The sequence below is a fragment of the Micromonospora sp. NPDC000663 genome (assembly GCF_042898105.1).
Classification (GTDB): domain Bacteria; phylum Actinomycetota; class Actinomycetes; order Mycobacteriales; family Micromonosporaceae; genus Micromonospora.
Window position 1 is genome coordinate 171,206 of record NZ_JBIAYR010000002.1, and the last position, 24,607, is coordinate 195,812.

General features: G+C 72.2%; 24 protein-coding genes. 16 read left to right on the top strand and 8 right to left on the bottom strand.

All coding sequences use genetic code 11. The features are described from left to right. Window positions 1-65 precede the first annotated feature (65 nt). Window positions 66-1,109 (top strand): type III polyketide synthase, encoded by a 1,044-nt coding sequence (locus tag ACFY1S_RS09410; RefSeq protein ID WP_387114786.1) that lies wholly within the window; start codon window positions 66-68, stop codon window positions 1,107-1,109. Between the two features lie 32 nt (window positions 1,110-1,141). Further along, complete coding sequence (locus ACFY1S_RS09415) at window positions 1,142-1,786, top strand: hypothetical protein (RefSeq protein ID WP_387114789.1); 645 nt, start codon at window positions 1,142-1,144, stop codon at window positions 1,784-1,786. Between the two features lie 7 nt (window positions 1,787-1,793). Here the strand turns inward: ACFY1S_RS09415 and ACFY1S_RS09420 are convergent, their stop codons facing one another. Then, on the bottom strand, window positions 1,794-2,480 hold the full coding sequence (locus ACFY1S_RS09420) for a hypothetical protein (RefSeq protein WP_387114792.1): 687 nt from the start codon (window positions 2,478-2,480) through the stop codon (window positions 1,794-1,796). 328 nt (window positions 2,481-2,808) lie between these two features. On the opposite strand from ACFY1S_RS09420, the gene ACFY1S_RS09425 reads away from it, so the two are divergent. The 4 genes from ACFY1S_RS09425 to ACFY1S_RS09440 are packed head-to-tail and all read left to right on the top strand — an operon-like array spanning window position 2,809 to window position 5,584. Then, window positions 2,809-3,294 carry a CarD family transcriptional regulator gene (locus tag ACFY1S_RS09425; RefSeq protein ID WP_007073334.1) on the top strand — a complete coding sequence of 162 codons (486 nt, stop codon included), beginning with the start codon at window positions 2,809-2,811 and terminating at the stop codon, window positions 3,292-3,294. A 56-nt stretch (window positions 3,295-3,350) separates the two neighbouring features. Continuing rightward, complete coding sequence (gene ispD, locus ACFY1S_RS09430) at window positions 3,351-4,046, top strand: 2-C-methyl-D-erythritol 4-phosphate cytidylyltransferase (protein WP_387114795.1); 696 nt, start codon at window positions 3,351-3,353, stop codon at window positions 4,044-4,046. 13 nt (window positions 4,047-4,059) lie between these two features. Continuing rightward, window positions 4,060-4,545 carry a 2-C-methyl-D-erythritol 2,4-cyclodiphosphate synthase gene (ispF, locus tag ACFY1S_RS09435; RefSeq protein WP_387115984.1) on the top strand — a complete coding sequence of 162 codons (486 nt, stop codon included), beginning with the start codon at window positions 4,060-4,062 and terminating at the stop codon, window positions 4,543-4,545. 10 nt (window positions 4,546-4,555) lie between these two features. After that, entirely contained in the window at window positions 4,556-5,584 is a 1,029-nt protein-coding gene (locus ACFY1S_RS09440; protein WP_387114798.1) for a tetratricopeptide repeat protein, read from the top strand. Here ACFY1S_RS09440 and ACFY1S_RS09445 read toward each other — a convergent pair. Further along, window positions 5,581-6,747: a homogentisate 1,2-dioxygenase gene (locus ACFY1S_RS09445; RefSeq protein ID WP_387115987.1), complete on the bottom strand. Its 1,167-nt coding sequence runs from the start codon at window positions 6,745-6,747 to the stop codon at window positions 5,581-5,583. The genes ACFY1S_RS09440 and ACFY1S_RS09445 overlap by 4 nt on opposite strands. A gap of 95 nt (window positions 6,748-6,842) precedes the next feature. On the opposite strand from ACFY1S_RS09445, the gene ACFY1S_RS09450 reads away from it, so the two are divergent. From ACFY1S_RS09450 to ACFY1S_RS09475, 6 genes are all read left to right on the top strand, one after another. Further along, the gene (locus tag ACFY1S_RS09450; protein ID WP_387114801.1) at window positions 6,843-7,712 is read left to right on the top strand and encodes a hypothetical protein; all 870 of its coding nucleotides are present in this window, start codon (window positions 6,843-6,845) and stop codon (window positions 7,710-7,712) included. Next, the gene (fahA, locus tag ACFY1S_RS09455) at window positions 7,709-8,905 is read left to right on the top strand and encodes a fumarylacetoacetase (protein ID WP_387114804.1); all 1,197 of its coding nucleotides are present in this window, start codon (window positions 7,709-7,711) and stop codon (window positions 8,903-8,905) included. The genes ACFY1S_RS09450 and fahA overlap by 4 nt, the downstream gene beginning before the upstream one ends. Window positions 8,906-9,095: 190 nt before the next feature. After that, on the top strand, window positions 9,096-9,305 hold the full coding sequence (locus ACFY1S_RS09460) for a DUF397 domain-containing protein (protein WP_387114807.1): 210 nt from the start codon (window positions 9,096-9,098) through the stop codon (window positions 9,303-9,305). Between the two features lie 138 nt (window positions 9,306-9,443). Continuing rightward, on the top strand, window positions 9,444-9,926 hold the full coding sequence (locus ACFY1S_RS09465; RefSeq protein ID WP_387114810.1) for an SRPBCC family protein: 483 nt from the start codon (window positions 9,444-9,446) through the stop codon (window positions 9,924-9,926). Between the two features lie 66 nt (window positions 9,927-9,992). Continuing rightward, complete coding sequence (locus ACFY1S_RS09470) at window positions 9,993-11,252, top strand: PQQ-binding-like beta-propeller repeat protein (RefSeq protein WP_387114813.1); 1,260 nt, start codon at window positions 9,993-9,995, stop codon at window positions 11,250-11,252. Window positions 11,253-11,343: 91 nt separating this feature from the next. Next, window positions 11,344-11,691, top strand: coding sequence for an LPXTG cell wall anchor domain-containing protein (locus ACFY1S_RS09475; RefSeq protein ID WP_387114816.1), 348 nt, complete (start codon window positions 11,344-11,346; stop codon window positions 11,689-11,691). A 19-nt stretch (window positions 11,692-11,710) separates the two neighbouring features. Here the strand turns inward: ACFY1S_RS09475 and ACFY1S_RS09480 are convergent, their stop codons facing one another. The 6 genes from ACFY1S_RS09480 to hppD all read right to left on the bottom strand — a co-directional run bounded on the left by ACFY1S_RS09480 (window position 11,711) and on the right by hppD (window position 17,456). Continuing rightward, a complete protein-coding gene (locus ACFY1S_RS09480; protein ID WP_387114818.1) occupies window positions 11,711-12,625 on the bottom strand; it encodes a hypothetical protein in 915 nt (304 codons plus the stop codon). A 127-nt stretch (window positions 12,626-12,752) separates the two neighbouring features. Then, complete coding sequence (locus ACFY1S_RS09485; protein WP_387114821.1) at window positions 12,753-13,307, bottom strand: hypothetical protein; 555 nt, start codon at window positions 13,305-13,307, stop codon at window positions 12,753-12,755. A 132-nt stretch (window positions 13,308-13,439) separates the two neighbouring features. Next, a complete protein-coding gene (hisC, locus tag ACFY1S_RS09490; RefSeq protein ID WP_387114824.1) occupies window positions 13,440-14,543 on the bottom strand; it encodes a histidinol-phosphate transaminase in 1,104 nt (367 codons plus the stop codon). Continuing rightward, window positions 14,540-15,547 (bottom strand): RDD family protein, encoded by a 1,008-nt coding sequence (locus tag ACFY1S_RS09495; protein ID WP_387114826.1) that lies wholly within the window; start codon window positions 15,545-15,547, stop codon window positions 14,540-14,542. The genes hisC and ACFY1S_RS09495 overlap by 4 nt, the downstream gene beginning before the upstream one ends. Beyond that, window positions 15,544-16,239, bottom strand: a complete 696-nt coding sequence (locus ACFY1S_RS09500; protein ID WP_387114829.1) for an RDD family protein — start codon at window positions 16,237-16,239, stop codon at window positions 15,544-15,546. The genes ACFY1S_RS09495 and ACFY1S_RS09500 overlap by 4 nt, the downstream gene beginning before the upstream one ends. A gap of 11 nt (window positions 16,240-16,250) precedes the next feature. Further along, on the bottom strand, window positions 16,251-17,456 hold the full coding sequence (gene hppD, locus ACFY1S_RS09505) for a 4-hydroxyphenylpyruvate dioxygenase (protein ID WP_364372602.1): 1,206 nt from the start codon (window positions 17,454-17,456) through the stop codon (window positions 16,251-16,253). A gap of 130 nt (window positions 17,457-17,586) precedes the next feature. Here hppD and ACFY1S_RS09510 point away from each other — a divergent pair, with 130 nt between their 5' ends. The 4 genes from ACFY1S_RS09510 (at window position 17,587) to ACFY1S_RS09525 (ending at window position 24,572) form a co-directional block, all read left to right on the top strand. Next, window positions 17,587-18,078 (top strand): Lrp/AsnC family transcriptional regulator, encoded by a 492-nt coding sequence (locus ACFY1S_RS09510; RefSeq protein ID WP_387114832.1) that lies wholly within the window; start codon window positions 17,587-17,589, stop codon window positions 18,076-18,078. Between the two features lie 106 nt (window positions 18,079-18,184). Further along, a complete protein-coding gene (locus ACFY1S_RS09515; protein WP_387115990.1) occupies window positions 18,185-19,594 on the top strand; it encodes a PQQ-binding-like beta-propeller repeat protein in 1,410 nt (469 codons plus the stop codon). A gap of 70 nt (window positions 19,595-19,664) precedes the next feature. Next, window positions 19,665-21,332, top strand: a complete 1,668-nt coding sequence (locus tag ACFY1S_RS09520; protein ID WP_387114835.1) for a fumarate hydratase — start codon at window positions 19,665-19,667, stop codon at window positions 21,330-21,332. Between the two features lie 258 nt (window positions 21,333-21,590). After that, window positions 21,591-24,572, top strand: coding sequence for a BTAD domain-containing putative transcriptional regulator (locus tag ACFY1S_RS09525; RefSeq protein WP_387114838.1), 2,982 nt, complete (start codon window positions 21,591-21,593; stop codon window positions 24,570-24,572). The last annotated feature ends 35 nt before the right edge of the window (window positions 24,573-24,607 follow it).

A 24,607-nucleotide genomic window follows, 5' to 3' on the forward strand; every position in this document is an offset into this window, starting at 1 on the left:
GAACGGCCGGGCACGATGGCCGGTGGGACGGACCGGGGGACAGCTTCGGACGAGAGGTGGCGATCGTGCCCGTACCAGTGATCGCGGGGCTCGGGGTGGCGCAGCCGCCATCGGCCTCGCAGGACGAGTTGTGGGAGGGGTTCTTCTCCCGGCACTTCTCCGGTACCACGAGGTCATTGGCCCAGCGAATCTTCGCCAACTCGGGGGTGACCCGGCGGCAGGCCGCCGTCAATCCCCTGTTGGAGGACGTCTCGGACTGGCCCACCGAGCGCCGGATGCGCCGCTACCAGGTGGAGGCCCTGCCGCTGGGCAAGGAGGCGGTGGGCCGTGCGTTGACGGCGGCCGGGTTGGCCGCCGGCGACATCGGGTTGTTCATCGTCTGTTCCTGCACCGGGTACGCGACCCCGGGCCTGGACATCCTGCTCGCTCGGGATCTGGGCATGGCACCGGACACGCAGCGGATGTTCGTGGGCCACATGGGCTGTTACGCGGCGCTGCCGGGGTTGGGGGCGGCCAGTGACTTCGTCACCGCCCGGGGGCGTCCGGCCCTGCTGCTCTGCGCCGAGTTGACAAGCCTGCACATCCAGCCCGCCAGCGCCCGGGTGGACACGCAGCAGATCGTCTCGCACGCGCTCTTCTCGGACGCGGCGGTCGCGGCAGTGGTGGTGCCGGACGGCCGGGGGTACGCGTTGAGCGAGGTCACCGCGGTGACGGACACCTCTACGGCCGACCACATGACCTGGGACGTCACCGACGTCGGTTTCCGGATGGGGCTGTCGTCGAAGGTGCCGCAGGTGCTGTCGCGGCATGTGAGCGCCCTGGTGGACGACCTGCTGGCCCGGCACGGCACGACCCGTTCCGAGGTGGACGGTTGGGCGGTGCATCCGGGTGGGCCGAGGATCCTCAACGTGGTGGAGCGGGAGTTGGCGTTGCCGCCGCAGGCGCTCGCGGCGTCCCGGGCGACGCTCGACGAGCAGGGCAACTGTTCCTCTCCGACCGTGTTGCTGATCATGGACCGGCTGGCGCGTGCGGCTCCGCGCCGGATCGTGATGATGGCGTTCGGCCCCGGCCTCACCCTGTACGCCGCTCTGCTCGACCGACAGGACTGATCGTCAGCGGTGGCGGCGGTACGCTCACCACCATGGACGGGGCGGACGACCGGCTGCGGTCGGCGGTGCTGGTCGGGGTGGCCCTGGCCGCGCTGGCGGTGGGCGGCTGGTGGTGGCATGCGGCCGCGCCCGTTCCGGCGGCGGGGTCGGCTGAACCGGCGGTGACGCCGTCTGTCGAGCGGACCGTGAGCACCGTGTTGGAGCGTGCCCTGGCCGGCGCCGAGCCCGGTGCGCGGGTGACGGTGCGGGTGGATGACCAGACCGGCGCGGCGGTCCGTCTGCCGAGCACCTCGGGGGTCGTCATCGACCCGGCTACCGGCGCGATCACCGACGTCGTGGGTGACGCGGGGGTGTTCTCGCCCGGCCGTGATCTGCCGACCTTCCGGGACACCATCTGGCAGGAGGTCAGGGAGCTCGCGCCCGGCCAGGGGGTGACCCGGCAGTCCACCGACGACGGCTCCCGCTATCTGCTCCAGTACCGGTGCACCCGGCCCGGGACGCTCGTGGTGACGAGCACCGGGGCGGAGATCGCCGGTCCGCCGCGTATCGACTGTGACGGGGCGACCGTCTCGGCCGAGGTGCTACCCGGCGGCGGGCCGTTCCGGGTGTCCCTGTCGGCGGTCGGGGACCAGCCCATCGACGTGCAGGTGCAGCTCGTCGGCCTGCCTCCGCGCTAGGGGCCGGTCAGGCGGCGAGGGCCGTCAGGTCGCCCCGGTATGCGTCGATCGGCCCCAGCTCGGGCAGCGCCCGGGTGACAGTGCCGGCACGGTCGACGAGCAGCGCCGCCGCGGTGCCGGGGCGGGCCGGCTGGCCGAGGAAGGAGCGCAGCCCGCCGGCGGGGTCGGCAAGCGCCCGGACGCCGTGCACAGGTGGCGGCGCCGCCGCCCGCCCGCCGGTCACGGTGACAACTGTTACTCCGGCGGGCGCCGCCGCCACGGCCTCCGTGACGACGGCCGGGCACGGGCAGCCGTCCACGAGGATGATCATGGCGGGGAGCAGGCCGCGCAGCGGCACCGGCGCCTGTCCGGCGTCGACCAGGTCCAGCGCGGGCAGCGCCCGGCCGGTGAGGGCCGGGGGTGGCGAGGAGGGCCTCAGGGTGGGCCGGTCGGTGCCCCGGTTGGCCCGTGGCAGGGTCACCGCAATCAGGCCGGCCAGCGTGGTGAGCAGCGCGACAAGCAGGACCACCATCGGCAGGACCAGCGCGCGGTGCGGGCCGGTCCGCCCGGCGGCCCGGCGCAGCTCACGGCGGATCTGGGCGGCCTCGTCGGCGAGCGCCGAGGCGTCGTCGGGGACCACCACCCGACCCCATTCGGGGGGCAGGTCGGGCAGACCGTCGGACGGCCCGTGGCCCTCTGCGTCCGGCTTGCCCATCGGACCCCCTGGAAGCGTCTCGAGAGCGGACTGCTGTGCGACCTCAAGCGTCCCGCATCGGGGGCACCTCTCGCCACACCTGGGCGCGATCGCGCAAGGCGGGATACCATGAGGTGAGCGCATAGCCCTTGATCTCGACGTTCTGTTCACCCGTACCGGGCAGTCATCCGTACGTTACGGAGCGTGTTCGAACCATCGGTTTGACCGCCTGTCAAGCTGAAGAAAGACCTCTCACAGGGCCCCTGAGCTGCGCCAACAGTCAGGACATCGGTGAGACATCGGTGCCTGACCGTGTTACCCTAGACACAGCGAAAGGGGTTTCGAACCTATGGTTTTCAGTGTCGGCGAGACCGTTGTTTACCCCCACCACGGGGCCGCACTCATCGAGGCAATCGAGACTCGGGTCATCAAGGGCGAGCCTAAGCAATACCTCGTCCTGAGGGTCGCGCAGGGTGACCTGACGGTCCGGGTGCCCGCCGAGAACGCCGAGATCGTGGGCGTACGCGAGGTGGTCGGCGAAGAGGGCCTCGGCAAGGTCTTCGACGTTCTCCGGGCTCCGCACACCGAGGAGCCGACCAACTGGTCGCGGCGTTACAAGGCCAACCTGGAAAAGCTGGCTTCCGGCAACCCGCTGAAGGTCGCCGAGGTCGTGCGCGACCTGTGGCGCCGGGAGCGGGAGCGGGGTCTTTCGGCGGGTGAGAAGCGGATGCTCGCCAAGGCCCGCGACATTCTCGTCGGCGAGGTCGCGCTGGCGGAGAAGAGCACCAAGGACGAGGCGGAGACGCTGCTCGACAAGGTGCTCACCGAGGCCTAGTCGGCACAGCATCGTCGTACCCGATTAGTAGCGAACAAACCACCGAGGACCGCGACGTGACCGCGCAGCTCAACCCGCGCGGTGACGTCGCGGTCCTCGTGCCTGCGGCGGGCGCTGGCGTACGGCTCGGCCCCGGCCGACCCAAGGCGCTGCGCCTGCTCGCGGGCGAGCCGCTGCTGGTGCACGCCGTACGGCGGTTGGCGGCGGCACCCTCGGTGCACACGATCGTGGTGGCCGCTCCTGCCGCCGAGGTGACCGCGGTCCGCGAGCTGCTCGCCCCGGTGGCGCCCGTGACAGTGGTGCCCGGTGGCGCGGAACGGCAGGCCTCGGTCGCTGCGGCGCTGGCCGCGGTGCCCGACGGGCCGACGATCGTCTTGGTGCACGACGCCGCTCGCGCGCTGACCCCGCCCGAGCTGGTGGAGTCCGTCGCGGCGGCGGTCCGCGACGGGTGTGCCGCGGTGATCCCGGTGCTGCCGGTCGTCGACACCATCAAGGAGGTGGGTGCGGACGAGGTGGTGCTCGGCACCATCGACAGGTCCGCCCTGCGCTCCGTGCAGACCCCGCAGGGTTTCCGCCGGGGGGTGCTCACCGCCGCGCACGCCGCAGCCGGTGATCCGCTCACCGACGACGCCGGGCTCGTCGAGAAGCAGGGCGTCCCGGTGACCTGCGTACCCGGCTCGGAGTACGCGCTGAAGATCACCCGCCCGTTCGACCTGGCGCTGGCGGAGCATCTGCTCGCCGCCGTCGGTTGACGCGTACCCTCTGATCATGATCGTTCCCCTGGTGGCCATCGGCACCGACGTACACGCGTTCGAGCCCGGGCGGCCCTGCTGGGTGGCGGGCCTGCTCTGGCCCGAACAGGACGGCCTGGCCGGGCACTCGGACGCCGACGTGGCCGCGCACGCCGCCTGCAACGCGCTGCTCTCCGCCGCCGGCCTCGGTGATCTGGGGTCCGTCTTCGGGGTCGGCCAGCCGGAGTGGGCGGGGGCCTCCGGGGTGGCTCTGCTGACCGAGACCGCCCGCCGGGTGCGGGCCGCCGGCCTGGAGATCGGCAACGTCTCCGTGCAGGTCGTCGGCAACCGGCCCAAGATCAGCCGTCGTCGGGAGGAGGCCGAGCAGGTGCTCTCCGCCGCCGTCGGCGCTCCGGTGACCGTCTCCGCCGCGACCACCGACGGTCTCGGTTTCACAGGCCGCGAAGAGGGGTTGGCAGGCATCGCCGTGGCGCTGGTGTACGACGCCACGGCCGCCTAGGCTCGCCGCGATGTCCAGCGACCCCACCCCCGACCAGTCCGCCGCAGACGGCTATCTGCAGCGCGCCCAACTCCTCGCCGAACTCGGCCGCCATGATGAGGCGGCCGGTGAGCTGACGTACGGGCTGGCCCTCCAGCCGGATGACGTGGCCGCCCTCACCATGCTGGCCCGGGTGCACCTGGCCGCCGGCCGGCCAACGGATGCGCTGGCCGTAGCCGACACGGCCGTCGCCGCCGCACCGGAAGCGCTTGCCCCGCTCGTCACGCGTGCCATGGCGCTTGCCGACCTGGAGCGGTACGCGGAGTCGGCCGCCACCGGCGACCGGCTCCTCGCCCTCGGCCCGGCCGACCCGTACGCCCAGCGGAGCGCGGCGGCGATCCTGGCCGATTCGCGTAACGGCCAACCGGCGTTGAACGCCGCGTGGCGTGGGGTCGAGCTGGCGCCTGACGAACCACAGGCACACCTGGTGCTCGGCCTGGTCGCCGCCCGGCTGGAGTTGTTCGACCTGGCCGAACGGGCCTACTCCGAGGCGTTGCGGCTCGACCCGCGCCTCGCCGACGCCCCCCACGACGTGGGTGTCATCCGCCTCGAGCAGCGCCGCTGGTCGCAGGCGTTGGCACACATCGCCGAGACGGTCACGATCGGCCCGAGTCGGATGGACTCCGGGCGGACCATCGCGTACGGCCTGCACCGGCTGGTGCTCTTCGGCGCGGGCTGGTCTTTGATCGCGGCGGTGCTCGTGGCGTTCGCGGCCTCGGCCAACGGTGGCCTCTCCCGCGTCGTCGCGGTGCTTGCCGCGCTTACCGGTGGGGTCGTGGTGTGGCAGCTCGCGGCGCGTCTGCCGGGGTTGACCCGGACGGTCCTGCCCGCCCTGGTGCACTCGGACCGGGCGATGGCCCTGGCGGTCTACGCCGTGGCCGCCGCGCCGGTGCTGCTCCTGGTGTACGCGGTGGTCGGCTCCCCGTGGCCGCTGGTGCTGGCCGTGGCCGTGACAGCGATGGCCGAGTTCGCCATCTTCACCAGAACCACCTTCCGCTAGACCCGACGTGCCCAGGTCCAGGCGTACCCGTCGTCCTCGCAGGTGCGTGCCGCGTCGCAGAGGTCCAGCGGGCGGAACGTGTCGACCATGACGGCCAACTCGTCGAAGTAGTGGGCGCCGATGGAGCGTTCGGCGGCGCCGGGCTGCGGGCCGTGCGTGAAGCCGGACGGGTGCAGCGAGATCGAACCCTGCTCGATGCCGGAGCCGCGCCGGGCCTCGTAGTTGCCGCCCGTGTAGAAGAGCATCTCGTCGGAGTCGACGTTGTGGTGGTTGTACGGCACCGGGATCGACTGCGGGTGGTAGTCGACCTTGCGGGGCACGAAGGAGCAGATGACGAAGTTCGGCCCCTGGAAGGTCTGGTGCACGGGCGGGGGCTGGTGGATGCGGCCGGTGATCGGCTCGAAGTCGTGGATGGAGAACGCCCACGGGTAGAGGTGCCCGTCCCAGCCGACCACGTCGAACGGGTGGTTGGCGTAGACGTAGCGGGTCCAGCCACGCCTGTGGCGGACCAGCACCTCGACCTCCTCGTCGTCGACGAGCAGCGGGGCGTCCGGTCCGCGGACGTCGCGCTCGCAGTACGGGGAGTGCTCCAGGAACTGGCCGCGTACGGAGAGGTAGCGCTTGGGCGGGCCGATGTGCCCGGCCGCCTCGACGGTGAGCATCCGGACGGGCTGGTCGCCGGTGGGCACCAGCCGGTGGATGGTCGAGGTGGGGATGATGACGTAGTCGCCGGCTACCGCGTCCAGGACGCCGAACGGGGACTCGACCCGCAGGGTGCCGGCCTCGACGTAGAGGCAGTGGTCGCCTGTGGCATCGCGGAACAGCGGCGAGGGTCGGTCGGCGAGCACGTACCCGATGCGCACGTCGTCGTTGGCGAGGAGGTACTGCCGGCCGAGGATCGGGTCGGCGCCGCCTGTGTCGAGCTTGTGGGTGCGCAGGTGGCGGGGTTTGAGGGGCAGGTTCGGCGTACGGGTGAACGCGGGCGGGGTGAACTCGTCGGCGGCGAGGATCGCGGTGGGCGCGTGCCGGTGGTAGAGCAGTGACGAGTCGGAGGAGAAGCCCTCCTGGCCCATCAGCTCCTCGGCGTAGAGGCTGCCGTCTGGTTGGCGGAACTGGGTGTGGCGCTTTCGCGGCACCTCGCCGACGCTGCGGTAGTACGGCATCTCGCCCTCCCGATATGTCCCGTTCACCGGTCGAAGGCGTCCGATAATCGGACGCTGTTGTCCGTTCCTTGTAGCGTCCCGTAGATTCTTGTGTCGTGTCAACGCAGGTGCCCGCACTCCTCGACGGCCTGGTGGACGACGCCGCCGTCTTCCCGCCGGGTAGCGCCGCGCTCCCCGACGCGCTGACCGCCCACCGTCGACACCGGGCCGCCTGGTACGCCGACCTGGTCGGCCCGCTGCTCATCCCCGCCTCGACGGTCGCGGCCGGCAGGCTGAGCGGTCTCGTGGACCCGGCCGAGGGCCTGGTGGTCGGGGTGATCGGAGACACCGGTATCGCCGGCCTGCCTGTCGCGCTCCCGTGCCTGCCACCGGACGGCGTCACCGTCCGGCAGGTCGAGGTGGCGGTCGCCAAGCGGGGCGAGGACCCGCTGCCCGGCATCACCGAGCTGCTGCGGGTGACCGCCACGACGCCCGGCGTCGAGGCCGTCTACGCCGAGCTGCCGCTGACCTTCGGGCTGATGGGCGCGCTCGACGCGCTCGCCGCCGCCCGCGCCGACGGCGTGCCCATCGCCGCCAAGTTCCGCACCGGCGGCCTGGCCGCCGAACTGTTCCCCACCCCTGCCGAGCTGGCCGCCGTCGTCTGCGCCTGCCGGGACCGGGCCCTGCCGTTCAAGCTCACCGCCGGGCTGCACGAGGCGGTGCGGCACCTCGACCCGGAGACCGGCTTCACCCACCACGGGTACGCCAACGTGCTGGCCGCCACGCTCGCCGCCGCCGGCGGCGCCGGTGTACGCGCCGTCGCCGAGCTGCTGACCGTGGCCGATCCGCGCCCACTGCTGGAACACCTGAACGGGCGGCTCGACGCGCCACGCCCCCTGTGGGTGGGCTTCGGCTCGTGCAGCATTCTGGAACCACTTACCGATCTGATCCGGCTGGGGCTGGTGAACGGGGGCTACGACGCATGACCTGGGTGACCGGCGCTGACGGTTCGCCGTACGGGGTGACGAACCTGCCGTACGGGGTGTTCTCCTCCGGCGGGGGCCAGCCGCGGATCGGCGTACGCATCGGGTCGTGGGTGTTCGACCTGGCCGGGGCCGAGGCCGCGGACCTCGTGCTGGCGGCAGGCGCGCTGTGCCACCCCACCCTGAACGAGTTCATGGCGCTGGGCCGTCCGCAGTGGACGTCGGTGCGGCAGCGGATCACCGAGCTGCTTACCGACCCGGCGCACCGGGCGGCCGTGGAGCCGCTGCTGGTGCCGCTTGCCGAGGTGGACATGCTGCTGCCGTTCGAGGTGGCCGACTACGTCGACTTCTACTCCTCGGAGCACCACGCGTCGAACGTCGGGCAGATCTTCCGCCCGGGTCAGCCGCCGCTGCTGCCGAACTGGAAGCACCTGCCGATCGGCTACCACGGGCGGGCCGGCACTGTGGTCGTCTCCGGCACGCCGGTGACCCGGCCGACCGGGCAGCGCGCCTCGGCCGAGGGCCCGGTGACCGGCCCGTCCGTACGCCTGGACATCGAGGCAGAGGTCGGCTTCGTGGTGGGCGTGCCGAGCGAGCTGGGTGACCGGGTGGGCGTCGACGACTTCGCCGACCACGTCTTCGGCGTGGTGCTGGTCAACGACTGGTCGGCCCGGGACATCCAGGCCTGGGAGTACCAGCCCCTCGGCCCCTTCCTCGGCAAGTCCTTCGCCACCTCGGTGTCGGCCTGGGTGACGCCGCTGGACGCGCTCGCCGACGCGTTCGTGCCCGCCCCGGACCAGGACCCCCCGGTGGTCGACTACCTGCGGGACGTGCCGCACCTCGGCCTCGACCTGCGCCTCGAGGTCGAGTGGAACGGCGAACGGGTGAGCGAGCCACCGTTCGCCACCATGTACTGGACGCCGGCCCAGCAGTTGGCGCACCTCACCGTCAACGGCGCGTCAGTGCGTACCGGCGACCTGTACGCCTCGGGCACCGTCTCCGGCCCGGACCGGTCGCAGGTCGGCTCGTTCCTGGAGCTGACCTGGGGAGGGGCGGAGCCGGTGAAGCTCGGCGACGAGACCCGCACCTTTCTCGCCGACGGCGACACGGTGACCATCACCGCTACCGCGCCCGGCCCGGACGGCACCACGATCGCCCTCGGCGAGGTCACCGGGACGGTCCGTCCGGCCCGCTGAGCGTCTTTCCAGGCCGGAGCGGTCCTCTGTCTCGTCGGCGGGACTGATGATCGCACCGACTGTGCGATAACCACCGCCGGTTGCCGCGTTGATCGTCGCGGATTCCGTCGCTCCACCGCGCGGTACGGGCCGGGCCCCCCGCCCGGTCACCGGCGGTGGGGCAACCCATCGCACACGGAGGTAGACGACGATGCACGATCTCTCGCGCGCGGCCTGGCGTACCAGTAGCCGCTCAAACGACCAGGGACTCTGCGTGGAGGTGGCGGACAACCTGGTCGACGTCCTCGGCCTCGTCGCGGTCCGCGACTCCAAGGACCAGGCCGGCCCCACACTGGCCGTGAGCCCGCCGGGGTGGACAGCGTTCGTCGGAGCGATCCGGGCCGGTCGCTTCGAACGCTGAGCGGCGGCGTCGTACCTGTCCACAGGTACGGCGCCTGCCGCACGAACGGGCAGCGGGGCCTCCGGGTTGTGGGAATTCCATCCCCGGGGCCCCGTCGGGCCCTCACAGCGCGTACCGTCGACGACACGGGAGGGTGTCATGTCGACGGTGGCGGTTACCGGGTTCATCGAGGCGCACGCCGTCGATGTCTGGCGTCTGCTGACCGACCTGCCCGGCCGTGCGGCCCGCATGACCTCCGCCGGCCCGACCGAGCTGCTCACCCCGGGTCCGTTCGGGCCGGGCACCGCGTGGCGTGAGGAGCGCGCCCAGCCGGGCGGCGGCACGCTGACCGAGGAGTTCCTCGTGGTGGAGGCGCTCGCCCCGCATCGGCTGGTCCTCTGCTCCTCGGGCGCCGACGTGGACTACCGGCTCACCTGGACCCTGCGGCCGGTCCGGCGCCGTCGTCGCGGCTGCACGGCTGTCACAGTCACGCAGGAGGCGGTGCCGACGGCTCCGTACCCTCGGGTGGTCGCCCTGCTGCTCGGTGGGCTCGCCGCCCGGGCGGTCGAGGTGGCGTTGCGGCGTGATCTCGCCGATCTGACTGTCGCGGCGAGGTCCTCCGGCGCTGTGGAAGCGGCCTGACCCGGCCCGCGACCTGACCGGGCTCCGGCGGCCTCCGCTGGGTAGGGTGCCGGGCGGAGGTGCGGCATGGGGTTCCCGAAGGGCCGGCGACGGCTGGTGATGGCGGTCGCGGCGCTGCTCGCCGTCGCGGTCGTCGCGGTCGTCGTCCACCGGGTGCTCGCGCCGGCCGAGGTGAGCACTGTGGCCCGGGGTGACTACCCGGCCGCGCCCCGACCCGAGCCCGGCGTGATCGGCCGGCTGCCCGCCGCCCCGCTGATCGTGGACGCCCGACTGCGGGTGTACGCGGCGCACCGGCAGGTCTACGCCGACCGGCCCGTCGACTGGCGGTACCGGACCACGCCGTTCTGGTCGTACCGGCGCTGGCCGGCGGAGCTGAGCGGGGTGGTGGCCAGCGGCCGTACCGTCGTGAGCCGTTGGTCCGACGGTCGGTTGGTCGCGCTCGACGCGTCGTCCGGGCGGGTGCTGTGGCGGGCCGCGGGGCCGGCGCCGGCCGAGGACGACGCGGTGGCGCGGCGTACCGGGGCGGCCACCGTCTGGGATCCGCGTGGGCTCTACCTCACCGACCTCGCGGACGGCCGGACGGTGCTCGTGGTCACGGGGACCACCGAGGCCCGTGCGGTGCAGGTGGCCGACGGCAGGGAGTTGTGGCGGGTCGACCTGCCCGGCTCGTGCCGCAGCGACGTCGGCACCAGCGTGGCCGGGCAGCTGATCGGCCTGGACACCTGCGCCGGACCGGCCGCTGTCGAGTTCCGGGACGCGGCCACCGGGCAGGTACGCGAGCGCTGGCAGCCGCCGGGGGTGGCGGCGGACGGGCTTGTGGTGTCCCCACTCGGTTGCCGTACCGGTCGGTCGGGCTGTCCGGCCGTGCGGACGGCCGGGCCGGGTGACGCCGGCGGTCGGGGCTGGCTGGTGACCGGCGGTGAGCCGGTGGCCGCTCCCGCTCTGGACCTGGCCGGCGCCACTGTCGTCGGCGACCAGGTGGTCTCGGTGGTGGACGGGGTGGCGGTGGGCCGGGCGGCGCGGTCGGGCGTCGAGCTGTGGCGCTTCGGCGGCCTGGGCGCGGCGCGGGTCCTCGCGGTGCAGCCCGGTCGGGTGCATGTGCTGACCGAGGCGAACGAGTTGGTGACGCTCGACCCGGTGAACGGGGCGCAGCTCTCCCGGTTCACGTTGAACGTCGGCTCGGACGGTACGGGCTGGGCGCCGGGGGCGGTGGCCGCCACCGACGGATATCTGGCTGTGGAACGGTTGCGGAAGCCTGTCGACCCGGACGCGGACGACCAGAGTTACTACTTCACCGCCGAGGCGGTGATCCTCGCCGCTACCTGATCGGGGCGTCGAACCGCGAAGCTTTCACCACTTCTGACCAGAAACGGTACGTTTTTCACGGTTCAGATTTTCCGGTGAAGGGGGTTGGCGCATGGGTGCGACGGCAGCCAGGTGGCTGGTGGGCGGGATGCTCGCCGCCACCGCGAGCCTCGTGGTCGCGGCGCCGCCGACCCTCGTGTCGGACCCGGCCCGGTCGACCGCGTACGCCGCAGTGCGGGCCGAACCGTCGGGCGACACGAGCGTCACCTTCGAGGTGGTGCCCGCCTCGCCTACCGCCACCCCGCCCACGCCGACCCGGCACCCGCCCACCCCGACCCCCAGTCACGGGGGTCAGTTGCCGGTCACCGGTCCGGGCGGGCCGGTCCTGCTGCTCGCCGTGCTGGGCATGACCCTGCTGGCCCTCGGGTGGCTCGCCGCGCGCCGCCGACGGCCGAGCTGACGCAGGGCCGCCGGCGGTCTCAGTGGTCCACCGGGAGGTGCTCCCGGGGTGGGACGGCAGGGGCGCGACGGGACCGGCGCGCGAGCACCCCGAGAGTGGTGAGCAGCAGCAGCGCCGCCACTGCCGCACCCCCGGTCCAGCCGGTGAACAGTCGGGAGACGACGCTGCCCTTCCTGCCCACCTGACCGGGATCCGGGAAGGCGATCCGCACGGTCGCGCCGCGCTTCACCGTCCCGCTCTCCAGGTTCACCTCGGCCTTCCAGGGTCCGTTCGGCAACTCGGCGGGGAACCGGGCGACGACCTGCCCGGAGCCGCCCGGGGGCAGCGTGACGCCCTGCCCGACGGGGAACGGTCCGGCCCGGCTTCCGGCCGGTCCCTCGCTCAGCGCGATCGCGCCGGTCAGGTCCACGGCACGGCCGCCGGTGTTGGTGACCTGGACGGTCACCGACGGCACGCCCTCGGGGCTGCGGGCCGGCCGCAGCTCGCCGATCGCGAAGTCGGAAGCCGGCTCGCCGCCGGGGCCGACGTCGAGATACATCCGGACGCCGACCCGGTGAATCTGGTTGATCTCGCCGCTGGCCCGGGCTGCGGATCGGGTGGCCGCCCAGACCACCCCGTACCGCTCGCCGCGCGAGGCGTCCGGCGGCACCGTGATTGTCGCCCGGACCCGGGTCTCGCCCCACGGCTCCAACTCCACAGAGCTGCGATCGAGGGTGGTCCACGAGGTCAGCTCGTTGGCCGCGCGGCCCTCGCCGAACCGGAACGCCGAGCCGTCCAGGATCGCCGCTGCCGGGTAGACGTCGACCTGGCGGGGCTCGGCCGTGCGGTTGACGATCAGCAGTTGTCGCCTGATGGTGGTGCCCGGCGGCAGGTGGTCCACGATGTAGCGCAGAGCCCGGGGGTCGGCGCGGCGGTCGGTCGGAGCCTCCAGCAACCGGATCCCGATGCTGCCCTCGTCCGAGCCCGCGTCCGGCTCGGCCGCGCCGGCCCGGGTCGGCAGACCCGGACCGGCGAGGCAGAACAGGGCGAGCGCGACCGCGAGGGCCGACCGCCCCCGGCGGCTACGCCACCGAATGTGTCACCGTGCCGGTGTAGACGCCCGCGATGCTGTCCAGCGGGACGTTGACCACGAGGGTGGGGTTCCAGGCGGCGGTGTTGCCGCCGGTGCCGCCACTGTGGGTGAACGCGGTGAGCGGCGTGGTGCTGGACAGCGGCGCGGCATCGCCGGCGGAGGGCTGCCCCGGCGTGAAGGTGCCGGTGCCGGTGGTCGCTGTTGCCGGGCCGGACCAGTAGTTGATCTCCTCGGGGAGGACTGTCTCTGGTGGGGAACTGGTGCCGGTCTGGAAGACGGTCGCCGTCACCGACGCGGTCCAGGACGCGTCGGAGGCGCCCCGGGAGTCGGTGACCGTCACGGTGCCGAGTTGGCCGGTGATGGTGCCACCGGGAGCGCCGGAGCCGAGGTCGGCAGTGGCCGGCGCGTCGATGTCGAGCGTGCCGGCCAGCACCTCGAACGTGGTGGTCGTGGTGTCGGTGGGCGCGGCGGCGGCCGGCGCGGCGAGAAAGCCGACCATCGCGGCGGCGGCGGCCCCGGCGAGACAGATCCTGGCAGTACGCACTGTTCGTTACCCCGTTTTCTCGAAGTGAGCCGACGCGGGTCCTCGCCACGTCGGCTACTTCGGAAGATAGGGCAGATAGTGGGTCAAACGGGACAAACCGGTCTTGTATCACCGGATGGTCACAGTGCGCCCTCAGATCAGCGCGGCCTCGGCCGCGGCCAGGAAGGCGTCGTTCTCGGCAGGGGTTCCGATCGTGACCCGCACGCCGTCCCCGGCGAACGGCCGCACGATCACCCCGCGCGCCTCGCACGCCTTCCCGAAGGCCACCGCCCGGTCGCCGAGCGGCATCCAGACGAAGTTGGCCTGGCTGGTAGGCACGTCGGGCACGAACTTGCGCAGCGCCTCGGTGACCCGGTCCCGCTCGGCGACGACGAGCGCGCAGCGGCGCTCCATCTCGGCGGCCTGGGTCAGCGCCGCGAGCGCACCGGCCTGGGCTGCCGTACTCGTGGAGAACGGCGTCACCACCTTGCGGATCGCCGCCGCCACCGTCGGCTGCGCCACGAGCCAGCCGATCCGCAGCCCGGCCAGACCCCACGCCTTGGACAGGGTGCGCAGCACCGCGACGTTCGACCGGTCCAGGTAGTCGAGCCCGTCCGGCACCTCCGGATCGGTCACGAACTCCCGGTACGCCTCGTCGATGACCACAAGCACGTCGTCCGGCACCGAGTCGAGGAAGCGGTCCAGTTCGGCCTTGCGGACCGCCGTGCCTGTCGGGTTGTTCGGATTGCAGACCAGGATCATCCGGGTCCGGTCGGTCACCGCCGCGGCCATGGCCGCCAGGTCGTGCCCGTGCCCGGCGTCGTTGGGCACCCGCACGCTCGTCGCGCCGCTGGTCGCCGCGATGATCGGGTACGCCTCGAAGGAGCGCCACGAGTAGAGCAACTCGTCGCCGGGCAGACAGGTGGCCCGGACCAGGTGCTCGGCGAGCGCCACCGACCCGCAGCCGGTGGCGATCCGGTCGACGTCCACGCCGTACCGCTGGGCCAGGGCGTCACGCAGCGCCACCACGCCCATGTCGGGGTAGCGGTGCGAGGCGGTGACCGCCTCGGTGACCGCCTCGACGACACCGGGCAGCGGGCCGTACGGCACCTCGTTGCTGGCCAGCTTGATCGCCTCGGGTAGACCCAGCTCCCGGGCGAGATCGGCGGGGCTACGCCCCGGCACGTAGCTGGGCAGCGCGTCCAGGTCGGCGCGGGTCAGCCGCAGCGCCGGCTGGTGACGTCCGGAGTCGGTCATGGGGTGTCTCCCGGGGGCTGGTCGTCGTTCGAGAGGGCGGGGGCGGTGCTGGCGGGGACCTCGACCACTACCGTCTGCACGCGCTTGTCGTGCAGCGCCTGACGCAGCGGGTGGTCGAAGAGGGGGGACAGGGCGTCGACCAGCTGCAGGATCAGGCCGAGGCCGGCGCAGTACCAGAGCAGTGTGGGCAGACCCATTGTGGTCCACCTGCCGAACGCCCTGGCGAAGCCCAGCGGCTGGTCGGCGGCGAGCGGCACGGCGCGGATCCGCATCACCCGCTTGCCGAAGGTCTGCCCGTGGGACGCCATGGCGGGCACCTCGTACGCCAGCCAGAGCGCCGTGGCGATCAGCAGGATCACCACCTGGAGCAGCCCGGCCTGCTCGCCGATCTGCGGCAGGTTGTCGGTGGAGGTGTCGCCGGCGAACGCCCGCCGGAACACCTCCCGCCAGTACGGCAGCATCTCCTCGATCAGCCGCCACACGAACCAGCCGTTGACGAGGGCGTTCAGGGCGAAGACGACAGTGAAGTCGATCAGTCGGGCGGCGAACCGGCGGCCGTATCCGGCCAGTCTCAGCCCGTGCGGGCGCGGCTCGGGCGGCCGGCCGGGCCAGCCCGGTGGCACGCCCTGCGGCGACCAACCGGGAGGGGCGCCCTGCGGTGTCCAGCCCGGAGGACCGGCCTGCGGGGACCAGCCGGGCGGACCAGCCTGCGGCTCCCAACCCGGCCCCGGCTGGGGAACGTGCGGTGACGGGGCGCCGTGCCCTTGCGGCATGCCGTGACCCGGCGCGGGGCCCGACCCGGCGTGCGGCGGCCAGCCCGCGTTGGTCGCCGCGGCGTCGGGGGCCGCCTGGGCGACCGGGACCGGCGGTGGCTCGGGCGGCGGCGGCCCGTCCGGCGGGGTGGCGTCGACCGGGATGGGCGCACCGAGCCAACCCTCGCCGTCCCAGTACCGTCGGGTCTCGGGGTCGGCGGGGTCGACGTACCAACCCGGTTGCACACTCACGAAGCCACCTTAACGACGACCGTACCTGCGAACTTGTCGTGGAGGCACTGCTGCCAGGGCTTGTCCCAGAGCTGCCACAACCCGTCGGCGTAGCTCGCGCCCGGCACCAGCGAGCACGCCAGGTACTGCACGAGCCACCGCCGGCCGGCGATCCGCCGGTCGAGCGTGCCGGCCGGATCGATGGGTACCACCCGCAGCTTCATGATCTTCTTGCCGAGTGTCTGGCCGCCGCGCTTGAGGTACTCCACGTGGTACAGCCAGTAGAGGCCGAGCAGCACCACGAACAGGCCCGCCTGGAACAGCAGGATCGGCAGGAAGAACTCTGTGAGGAAGGTGCCCGGGTCGGGCTCCACCAGGGTGCCGTCCGGGTTGGTCCGGGTCATCTCGCTGAACATCCGCCACCAGAGGACCAGGAAGACCGGCATGAACAGCACCAACGACACGACACTCGCCAGTGCCGTGTCGATCAGCCAGGCCAGCAGTCGGTCGCCGAAGCTGGCAAGCGGCTGCCCGGCCGGGCTCAACGCCGGCGGTGGTGGGGCGTACCGCGGGGGTGTGCCGTACCCGGGTGGGGCGTACTGCGGCGGCACGGCGTACCCCTGGGGGTGTGGTCCGGGTGGCGGCGCGAAGCCGCCGGCGGCGGGCTGGGGCCCACCTGCCGGCGGCGTCGGGTACGACGGAGGCTGCGTCACGCCCGCAAGTGTTACAGGTTGCCGCGGGCTTCCTGCTCCCGCTCGATCGCCTCGAACAGCGCCTTGAAGTTGCCCTTGCCGAAGCCCAGCGAGCCGTGCCGCTCGATCAGCTCGAAGAAGACGGTGGGGCGGTCCTGCACCGGCTTGGTGAAGATCTGGAGCAGGTAGCCGTCCTCGTCCCGGTCGACCAGGATCTTGCGGGCCTTCAGCTCCTCGATCGGCACCCGCACGTTGCCGATCCGGGCGCGCAGCTCCGGGTCGTCGTAGTACGAATCGGGGGTGTCCAGGAACTCGACACCCGCCGCCCGCATCGCGTCGACGCTTGCCACGATGTCGTTGGTGGCGACAGCGATGTGCTGGGCGCCGGGGCCCTGGTAGAACTCCAGGTACTCGTCGATCTGCGACTTCTTGCGGGCCACCGCCGGCTCGTTGAGCGGGAACTTCACCTTGCGGGTGCCGTTCGCCACGACCTTGCTCATCAGCGCCGAGTAGTCGGTGGCGATGTCGTCACCGATGAACTCCGCCATGTTGGAGAAGCCCATCACCCGCTTGTAGAACTCGACCCACTCGTCCATCCGGCCCAGCTCCACGTTGCCGACCACGTGGTCGACGGCTTGGAAGAAGCGCTTCGGCTGGATGCCGGCGTCGATCATCGGCTGCCGGTCCACGATGGGGCCACGGGCCACGAAGCCGGGCAGGAACGGCCCGGTGTAGCGGGACCTGTCGACGAGGGTGTGCCGGGTGTCGCCGTACGCGGCGATGGAGGCGACCCGGACGGTGCCGTGCTCGTCGGTGATGTCGTTCGGCTCGACCAGGCCGGTCGCGCCCTGCGCGGTGGCGTGGGCGTACGCGGCGTCCACGTCGGGCACCTCGAGGGCGATGTCGATGACGCCGTCGCTGTGCTTGACGACGTGCTCCGCGCCCTTGGCGTCCGGGCGGACGGCGCCGGTGAGGACGAACCGGGCCGAGCCGCTGGTCAGCACGTACTCGGCGTAGTCCCGGAAGCCCTGCTCGGGTCCCCGGTACGCCACGCAGGTCATGCCGAAGGCGGTGGAGTAGTAGTGCGCCGCCTGCTTGGCGTTGCCGACCATGAAGTGCACGTAGTCGAGGCCCTTGACCGGGAACGGGTCGTGGCTGATGTCGTGGTCGACAGCGCCGACGAGCTGGTCGACGTCGACGTCCTCGGTCGACTGGGGTCGGTCGATCGCCTGGGTCATGGTGGCCTCCCTCGCGTACCGGCCGGCCTCGTGGGCCGGTTGTTGTCCGAAGGATCGCCGTGCCGGCATCAGGTGGGCAACTGTCGGTGTAAACGCTGGTCAGGTTGCGCATTCAGTATGGTCTGAACCCATGAAGGGTGAGCAGGCTGTACAGCTCGACGCGCTCGACGTTCGCTTGGTCGAACTGCTCGCCGACGAGCCACGGATCGGGGTGCTGGAGTGCTCCCGGCGGCTCGGCGTGGCCCGGGGCACCGTCCAGGCGCGTCTCGACAAACTGGTCGACAGGGGTGTCATCGGCGGCTTCGGTCCGGAGATCTCACCTGCCGCGATCGGGTTCGGGGTGACCAGCTTCGTCACCCTGGAGATCAGCCAACGGCACGGCCACGACCCGGTCACCGCCCACCTCGCGGCGATCCCCGAGGTGCTGGAGGCGCACACCATCACCGGCTCCAGCGACCTGCTCTGCCGGATCGTGGCCCGCTCCAACACCGACCTGCAACGGGTAATCGACCAGATCGTCTCGTCCGCCGGCATCACCCGGGCGTCGACGATCATCGCGCTGGCCGAGCAGATCCCGTACCGCACGCTTCCGCTGGTACGCAGTGCCGTACGGACGCTCTAACACCTTCGAGTACAGAAAGCGCGGCGACACGGCGGCGCGGGCGTACTGAAGATCCGTGATCGTGGCTACGGTGTGCGGTGTGGCGAAGGGGAGCGTGCGCGGTGGGCTGCTGCTCGGCCTCGCCGTGGTCGTCGCCCTCGCCGCCACAGGTGTCTGGAATCCGTTCCCGGGGCTGTGGGACTGGGTCGACCGCAGCGATCCGATCTCCGAGCCGGACGTGGTCTGGCAGCAGCGGATCGGCGGCACCCCGCGCAGCGTGACAATCGCCGGCGACACGGTGGTGGTGGAGCAGCGCACCCGGGTCGAGGCCCGCAGCCTCGCCACCGGCGCCCAGCTCTGGGAGCGCAAGGCGGACTGGGCGGCGGTCGCCGGCGGTGACCGTGACCCGGTCGTCGCGGTGGGCAAGCTGCTGGTCAAGGGGTACGAGCTGCTCGACCCCACCACCGGGGCGACGCGGCGGCGCGACGACGACGCGGTGGCCGTGTGGACGTACCGCAACCTGCTGCTGGACGCCAGCTGCACGGACGCCACCGACTGCACCCTGAGCGCCTGGGACCCGCGCGGCACGGCCCCACTGTGGACGGCGTTCCTGCCCGGGGTGCACAGCGGCCTGCTCGCCGACAACCCGGGACTGCGCGGCACCCGCCGGCTCACCGCCCCCCGGGTCGACGACGGGGTCGCCGGCCCCGAGTCGGTGCCCCCGCTACTCGGCTTCCCCGTCGACGGCCGGGTGCACGTCGTCGACACCGCCACCGGCCGGGTCCTGCAGAACGTGGAGCCCGGCCAGGACGAGCGGCTCTCGGTGGTGGGCGGCCGGATGTTGCGGATCGCCGCCCGCTCGCAGGACGGGTCCTGCTACTTCGCGATCTCCGCGCGGGACCCGGCGACCGGGCAGGAGGCCTGGCAGCGGGCCGGCGTCAACCTGCGGACCGCCGACAACGCCGGCTGCGCGCAGCGCGAGGACCCGCAGGGCGCGCGGAACGTGCTGATCGGCGTCGGCGCGGACGGCCGCGAGGCGGTCATCGACGGGTACGACGGACGACTGCTCTGGGTGGGTGAACGCGACACGAAGCTCGTCGCGGTCGACGACAGGTACGCGGTGTTCCGGGCCGCCGACAAGCGCTCGGTGACGGCCCGGGAACTCGGCACCGACCGGGTGCTGTGGACCCGCCCCGCCAGCGGCAAGGCCGGCGCCGCCCTCACTCCGTACGCGGCGCTGGTCGCCGACGAGAAGCCGTCCCGGTTGACGGCGCTGGACCCGCGTACCGGGCGGGAGCTGGCAGTCGTGCGCACCTCGGCGAACGCCCTCGCGGTCGGGCCACAAGGAATGATCATCGGGGAGGGGCGGGAGATCGGTTACATCCGCTTCGGCGCCTCCGCCGGCACCCCCGGTCGACCCGGTGACGGCGACGCCCCACGCCCCGGCGGCCCCGGGCCCGGCGGACCGGACGGCGGCGACAACTGCGGACCCAAACGGGAACTCTGCCCCGACCCGGACGGCGGCAAGGACGGCTGATGAGAGCGGCGTCCCAGACGCAGCCCGGCGGGTGGGAATGATCGACCGGTCTGCCCTAGGCTTGCCGCTCATGAGCAGTGCCGCCGCATTCTCGTACGCCCCCCTCCTGCCGACCGGCCCCGACCAGACGGACTACCGCCTGGTCACCGACGAGGGCGTGGACGTCGTACACGGCCCCGGGGGCCGCCGGTTCCTCACCGTGGAGCAGGCCGCGCTCACCGCGCTGACCGCCGAGGCGATGCACGACATCGCGCATTTCCTGCGCCCGGCGCACCTGGCCCAGCTCCGGTCGATCATCGACGACCCGGCCGCCTCGCCGAACGACAGGTTCGTCGCCCTGGACCTGCTGCGCAACGCCAACATCGCCGCCGGCGGGGTGCTGCCGATGTGCCAGGACACCGGCACCGCGATCGTGATGGGCAAGCGGGGCCGGCACGTGCTTACCGACGGGGCCGACGCCGAGGCCATCTCGCGGGGCGTCTACCAGGCGTACACCCGGCTGAACCTGCGCTACTCGCAGCTCGCCCCGCTGACCATGTGGGACGAGCGGAACACCGGCAGCAACCTGCCCGCCCAGGTGGACCTGTACGCCGAGGACCCGGACGGGCACCCCGACGCGTACAAGTTCCTGTTCATGGCCAAGGGCGGCGGCTCGGCCAACAAGTCGTACCTCTACCAGGAGACCAAGGCGCTGCTCAACCCGACGCGGATGATGCAGTTCCTGGAGGAGAAGCTGCGGCTGATCGGCACCGCCGCCTGCCCGCCGTACCACCTGGCCATCGTCATCGGCGGCACCTCGGCCGAGTACGCGCTGAAGACCGCGAAGTACGCGAGCGCCAAGTACCTCGACGCGCTGCCCACCGCCGGCTCGATGAGCGCCCACGGCTTCCGGGACCTGGAGCTGGAGGCGCAGGTGCTGGAGCTGACCCGCAACTTCGGCATCGGCGCCCAGTTCGGTGGCCGGTACTTCTGCCACGACGTACGGGTGGTCCGGCTGCCCCGGCACGGCGCCTCCTGCCCGGTGGCGATCGCTGTCTCCTGCTCCGCCGACCGGCAGGCCGTGGCCAAGATCACCCCGTCGGGCGTCTGGCTGGAGCGACTGGAGACCGACCCGGCGCGGTTCCTGCCCGACGTCACCGACGACTCCCTCGACGGCGAGATGGTCGTCCGGGTCGACCTCAACCGGCCGATGGACGAGATCCGCGCCGAGCTGTCGAAGTACCCGGTGAAGACGCGCCTCTCGCTCTCCGGGCCGCTCGTGGTCGCCCGCGACATCGCGCACGCCAAGATCGCCGAGCGGCTGGATGCCGGTGAACCCATGCCGCAGTACCTGCGCGACCACGCCGTCTACTACGCCGGCCCCGCGAAGACCCCCGAGGGGTACGCTTCCGGCTCCTTCGGCCCCACCACCGCCGGCCGGATGGACGCCTACGTGGAGAAGTTCCAGGCCGCCGGGGGCTCGCAGGTGATGCTGGCCAAGGGCAACCGCTCGGGTCAGGTGACCAGGTCCTGCCAGCAGCACGGCGGCTTCTACCTCGGCTCCATCGGTGGCCCCGCCGCCCGCCTCGCCCAGGACTGCATCAAGCACGTCGAGGTGCTCGAGTACGCGGAACTGGGCATGGAGGCCGTCTGGAAGATCGAGGTGGAGGACTTCCCGGCCTTCATCGTCGTCGACGACAAGGGCAACGACTTCTTCGCCGAGGTCACCAAGCCGGTGCTCACCGTCGGTCGCCGCTGACCCGACACGTACGGCGAAGGGGCATCGGGCGACCGCCCGGTGCCCCTTCCTGTCATCCGTGCTGAACCGACATCGGTGCGCCCGCCCCGCTGGGGTGGGGCGGGCGCACCGCCCCCGTCGGATGCCGTCACCGACAACCCGGAGCGAGTGTGCTGCGCACCGCTGTCGATCCGCTCTCAGATCACTATCGCCTGACTGCGCTGATCTGTGATCGCCGGACTACTCTGCTGAAGTTGCACCACTGATGCGGGGGAGTAAATGCGGTTCGGGATCCTGGGGCCTCTGCGGGTCGGCGGTGGCGAGTCCACTGTCACCGCCGGCCGCGACCGGATCGTCCTCGCCATGCTGCTGCTGCGCCCCGGACGGTTGGTGCCCGTCGAGGAACTGGTCGACGCGGTGTGGGAGGAGAACCCTCCGGCCACCGCCCGGGCCCAGTTGCAGACCTGCGTGTCGCGGCTGCGCCGCAGGTTCACCGAGCTGGGCCTCACCCCGGAAACCATCATCACCGACCCGGTCGGGTACGGCATCCGTACCGCCCTGAACGACCTGGACGCCGACGTCTTCGCCCGCACGGTGGAGGCTGGCCGTGCCGCCGTCGCGGCCGGCCGGTTGGGCGACGCCCGTGAGCGGTTCCGCGCGGCCCTGGCGCTGTGGCGCGGACCGGCACTCGGGGGCATACCGAGCCGTAGCATCCGTCGTCGCGCCCAGGCGCTCGACGAGCAGCGCCTCACGGTGCTGGAGGAGTGCGTCGACGTCGAGCTGCGCCTCGGGCGTGCCGCGGAGCTGATCGAGGACCTGACCGAGAGCGTCGACCAGCATCCGCTGCGCGAGCGTCTGCGCGGCCAGTTGATGCTCGCTCTGTCCTCGGTCGGCCGGCAGGCCGACGCGCTGGCGGTCTACCGGGAGGGCCGGCGGCTGTACGCCGACGAGCTGGGCATCGAACCGGGCGCCGAGTTGCAGGAGCTGCACCAGCGGGTGCTCGCGGGCGACCTGGCCCTGGTCGGTCGGGAGGCCCGGTCGACGCTGCCGGTCCGTTCGCTGCCCCGCGCGATCGGTGACTTCACCGGTCGACAGGAGACGCTGAACCGCCTGGTCAAGGAGATCGAGGAGGACGGCACCCGGATCCAGCTGATCGACGGAATGGCCGGCAGCGGCAAGACGACACTCGCGGTGCACGTCGCCACCGCCCTCGCCGATCGCTACCCGGACGCCCAACTCTTCATCGACCTGCACGGGCACAGTGAACGCCGCCCGCTGACAACGGCTGCGGGCGTGGCCGCCCTGCTGCGCCAGCTCGGTGTACCGGTCGAGCGGATACCGGAGGACACGGACGACCGGCTGGCGCTGTGGCGGACGGAGTTGGCCGGCCTGCGGGCGCTTGTGGTGCTGGACAACGCGGGCACCGCCGACCAGGTGGCCCCGCTGCTGCCCAGCGGCTCGCACTGCCTGATCCTGATCACCAGTCGTCGTCGCCTGGTCGGGCTCGACGAGGGCCGCCCGTCGTCGTTGCCAGTGCTCGACGCCGACGAGGCGATCGAGCTGCTCGGGCGGGTCGCCGGCGTGGAACGGATCGCCGCCGAACCGGAGGCGGCAGCCGAGGTGGCGCGTCGCTGTGGCCACCTGCCGCTCGCCATCCGGTTGGCCGGCGCACGCCTCGCGCACCGACCGCGGTGGCGGGTCGCCGACCTCGCCGAGCGGCTGGCCGCCGGGGCGGGTCCACTGGCCGAGCTGACCGCCGGGCAGCGTTCGGTGGGGCAGGCGTTCGCCCTGTCGTACGCGCAGGTCTCACCACTGGCGCAGCGCCTGTTTCCGTTGCTCGGCCTGTATCCGGGTGGGCGCCTGGACAGTCGGGTCGCCGCAGCCCTGGTCGAGCTGCCCTTGGCCGAAACCCAGGAACTGCTCGACGAGCTGGTCGACGCGCACCTGGTGGAGGAGGTGCAGCCGGGTCGCTACCGGTTACACGATCTGCTTCGCGAGTACGCAAGGTTGCTGCTTGTCGGCCCGGATCGGCAGGGGGAGCGCAGGGCAGCCCTGGAGCGGCTGCTGGACCATCACCTGTCCGTCACGTTGGGGATCGCCCGGACGATCGAGGCGGCGGGCAGTCGCCGCAACATCCCCGCGCACACGCCCGGCCGGCCCGACCTGGTCGCCGTCCCGGTGGCCGAGGGGCGGGCGTGGTTCGAGGAGAACCATGTCGCGCTCACCGCCCTGGTCCGGGTGGCCGAGGAGGAGGGCTTCCCCGTCCATTGCTGGCAGTTGGCCCGTGCCTGCTGGCGACTCAACTTCGAGGGCGGGCACCTCGACGAGCTGATCGAGACCCACACACTCGGGCTTCGTGTCGCCGAGCGGCTGGGCGACGATGCTGCGGTCGCCACGATGCTGAACTACGTCTCCTCGGCGTACTTCCGGCTGGCTCGCTTCCGTGAGGCGATCAAGGCGATGGAGGTGGCACTGGCCTTGCGCAGGCGGCTCGGCCTGCGCGGCGATGTGCTCACCACGCTGTGGAACCTGGGCATCTCGTACGCGGCGAACGGTGACCTCCATCAGGCCGAGGCGAAGTTCGACGAGGCGTTCGGCCTGCTCCGGGGGATGAGCGACCTCAATGCGATGACCAACCTGCTGAACAACCGGTCCTACTCGTTGATTGGCTGGGGCCGGTACGGCGAGGCGCTGCGCCTGACCCGGCTGCACCTCATGCTGGCCCGGCAGACGCAGGACCGCCGGCAGATCGAGAACGCGATGGGGCACCTCGCCATTGTCCGGCACCGGATGGGCGATCTGGGCCCTGCCCGTCGTCTGCTGCGGGTCGCGCTCCACCTCAAACGGCAGGCCGGCAACCGGTTCGGCGAGGGGGAGGTGCTCAACGAGATAGGTGTGATGGAACGCGTCGCCGGACAGCCCGAGCGTGCCGCCGCCCGACACCGGGAGGCGCTGGTGGCGATGGTGGACGCCGGTGACCGGGTCGGGCAGTGTGCGTCACGAAATCTGCTGGCCCGGTCGATCCTGGAACAGGGGGATGCCGCCAGCGCGCTCGACCTGTACCGCCGGGTTCTCGCCGACGCCAGCCGGCTCGGTGCCCGCTATGAGCAGGCCCGGGCGTTGGAGGGCATCGCCCGCAGCGTGTGGGCCACCGACCCGGCGGCTTCCCGCATCCACCTGGAGCAGGCGCTGGCGCTGTTTCGGCAGATCGAGTCGCCGGATCGGCACGAGGTGGAACGGCTGCTCGCCGAGTTGGGCTGACCGATCATCTGCGAGTCGGCCACGGGCGCGGCAGG

What these genes read in the sequence shown, in the direction of transcription:
- ACFY1S_RS09465 (WP_387114810.1), top strand. Translation starts at nt 9,444, where the DNA reads ATGTCGACGGTGGCGGTTACCGGGTTCATCGAGGCGCACGCCGTCGAT.
- hppD (WP_364372602.1), bottom strand. Translation starts at nt 17,456, where the DNA reads ATGACCCAGGCGATCGACCGACCCCAGTCGACCGAGGACGTCGACGTC.
- ACFY1S_RS09475 (WP_387114816.1), top strand. Translation starts at nt 11,344, where the DNA reads ATGGGTGCGACGGCAGCCAGGTGGCTGGTGGGCGGGATGCTCGCCGCC.
- ACFY1S_RS09420 (WP_387114792.1), bottom strand. Translation starts at nt 2,480, where the DNA reads ATGGGCAAGCCGGACGCAGAGGGCCACGGGCCGTCCGACGGTCTGCCC.
- ACFY1S_RS09525 (WP_387114838.1), top strand. Translation starts at nt 21,591, where the DNA reads ATGCGGTTCGGGATCCTGGGGCCTCTGCGGGTCGGCGGTGGCGAGTCC.
- ACFY1S_RS09510 (WP_387114832.1), top strand. Translation starts at nt 17,587, where the DNA reads ATGAAGGGTGAGCAGGCTGTACAGCTCGACGCGCTCGACGTTCGCTTG.
- ACFY1S_RS09460 (WP_387114807.1), top strand. Translation starts at nt 9,096, where the DNA reads ATGCACGATCTCTCGCGCGCGGCCTGGCGTACCAGTAGCCGCTCAAAC.
- hisC (WP_387114824.1), bottom strand. Translation starts at nt 14,543, where the DNA reads ATGACCGACTCCGGACGTCACCAGCCGGCGCTGCGGCTGACCCGCGCC.
- ACFY1S_RS09425 (WP_007073334.1), top strand. Translation starts at nt 2,809, where the DNA reads ATGGTTTTCAGTGTCGGCGAGACCGTTGTTTACCCCCACCACGGGGCC.
- ACFY1S_RS09520 (WP_387114835.1), top strand. Translation starts at nt 19,665, where the DNA reads ATGAGCAGTGCCGCCGCATTCTCGTACGCCCCCCTCCTGCCGACCGGC.
- ACFY1S_RS09445 (WP_387115987.1), bottom strand. Translation starts at nt 6,747, where the DNA reads ATGCCGTACTACCGCAGCGTCGGCGAGGTGCCGCGAAAGCGCCACACC.
- ACFY1S_RS09470 (WP_387114813.1), top strand. Translation starts at nt 9,993, where the DNA reads ATGGGGTTCCCGAAGGGCCGGCGACGGCTGGTGATGGCGGTCGCGGCG.
- ACFY1S_RS09415 (WP_387114789.1), top strand. Translation starts at nt 1,142, where the DNA reads ATGGACGGGGCGGACGACCGGCTGCGGTCGGCGGTGCTGGTCGGGGTG.
- fahA (WP_387114804.1), top strand. Translation starts at nt 7,709, where the DNA reads ATGACCTGGGTGACCGGCGCTGACGGTTCGCCGTACGGGGTGACGAAC.
- ACFY1S_RS09440 (WP_387114798.1), top strand. Translation starts at nt 4,556, where the DNA reads ATGTCCAGCGACCCCACCCCCGACCAGTCCGCCGCAGACGGCTATCTG.